Genomic DNA, 1,189 nt, shown 5'->3' on the forward strand with positions numbered 1-1,189 from the left:
CCGGGGGCAAGGTCGAGTCCGAAGGCGTCCAGGCCCAGTTCGTGCAGCATGGCTGTCAGATGTCCGGGCCCGCACCCGACGTCCGCTGCCCGCGGGTTGCCCGTCGCGCGCACCAGTTCGGCGAAGGTGCCGATCATGGCCCGGGAGAAAGGTTGTGTCTCCAGCCGGTTTGCGAACAGCGATGCGTACAGCTCGACGACACCGTCGTAGGCCGTCCTGATCTCGTCCTGATGATTCGCCACGGGCAGGACTCTATAGCCGGTCCGATAATTGATCTTGTGGCAGGTCGAGGTGAGTTGACGGATGCGGCATGGAGGCGGATAGAGCCCCTTTTGCCTCAGGTGGACGGACGGGGCCGTCCGTGGCGTGATCACCGGCAGGTGGTCAACGGGGTGCTGTGGCGGCTGCGGACCGGGGCTCCGTGGCGGGATCTTCCCGACCGGTTCGGGCCGTGGCAGACCGTCTACGAGCGGTTCGCCCGCTGGGAGGCGGACGGCACCTGGGCACGGTTGCTGGAGCATGTTCAGGTCCGCGATGACGCGGTGGGCCGGGTGGAATGGACCGTCTCCGTCGACTCCACCATCAACCGAGCCCACCAGCACGCAGTCGGCGCCCGCAAAAAGGGGATGCGAACGGGGACGAACTGGAAGATCCGGGCCGCTCGCAGGCGCGCCAGGCCCTCGGCCGCTCCCGAGGCGGACTGACCACCAAAGTCCATCTCGCCGTCGATGGCCGGGGCCTGCCCCTGTCGATTGTGCTCACGCCCGGCAACGTCAACGACGCTACGGCGTTCGGCCAGGTCCTCGACGGCATCCGCACCCCGCGCCTCGGCACGGGCCGCCCGCGCACGACACCGGACCGTGTGCTGGGTGACAAGGCGTATTCCAGCAGGGCCATCCGTCATCTGCTGAGGCGCCGGGGCATCGCTGCCACGATCCCCGAGCGCCGCGACCAGGCGGCGAACCGCCACCGACGCGGAGCCCTCGGCGGCCGGCCGCCGGCCTTCGACAAGGTCACCTACCGCGACCGCAACGTCGTCGAACGATGCTTCGCCCGCCTCAAGCAATTCCGCGCGATCGCGACCCGGTTCGACAAGCTCGGCGACCGCTACCGTGCCGGAGTAGTCCTGGCTTCCTTGATCCTCTGGCTCCGCGAGTCCACGGGTAATCATTTGTCAGACAGGCCCTAG

At 68.3% G+C, this 1,189-nt stretch carries 1 protein-coding gene and 1 pseudogene; one reads left to right on the forward strand and one right to left on the reverse strand.

All coding sequences use genetic code 11. From position 1 onward, the window contains the following. Positions 1-242: pseudogene (locus ACFXKG_RS41295) on the reverse strand (SAM-dependent methyltransferase); the annotation flags it as partial. Here ACFXKG_RS41295 and ACFXKG_RS41300 point away from each other — a divergent pair. After that, positions 231-1,189 (forward strand): IS5 family transposase gene (locus ACFXKG_RS41300; RefSeq protein ID WP_384850776.1). Its coding sequence is split into 2 segments (ribosomal slippage): positions 231-633 and positions 633-1,189, totalling 960 coding nucleotides; the frame shifts between segments, so codons are not numbered across the junction. The pseudogene ACFXKG_RS41295 and the gene ACFXKG_RS41300 sit on opposite strands and share 12 nt — an antisense overlap.

The organism is Streptomyces sp. NPDC059255 (assembly GCF_042752355.1).
GTDB lineage: Bacteria > Actinomycetota > Actinomycetes > Streptomycetales > Streptomycetaceae > Streptomyces.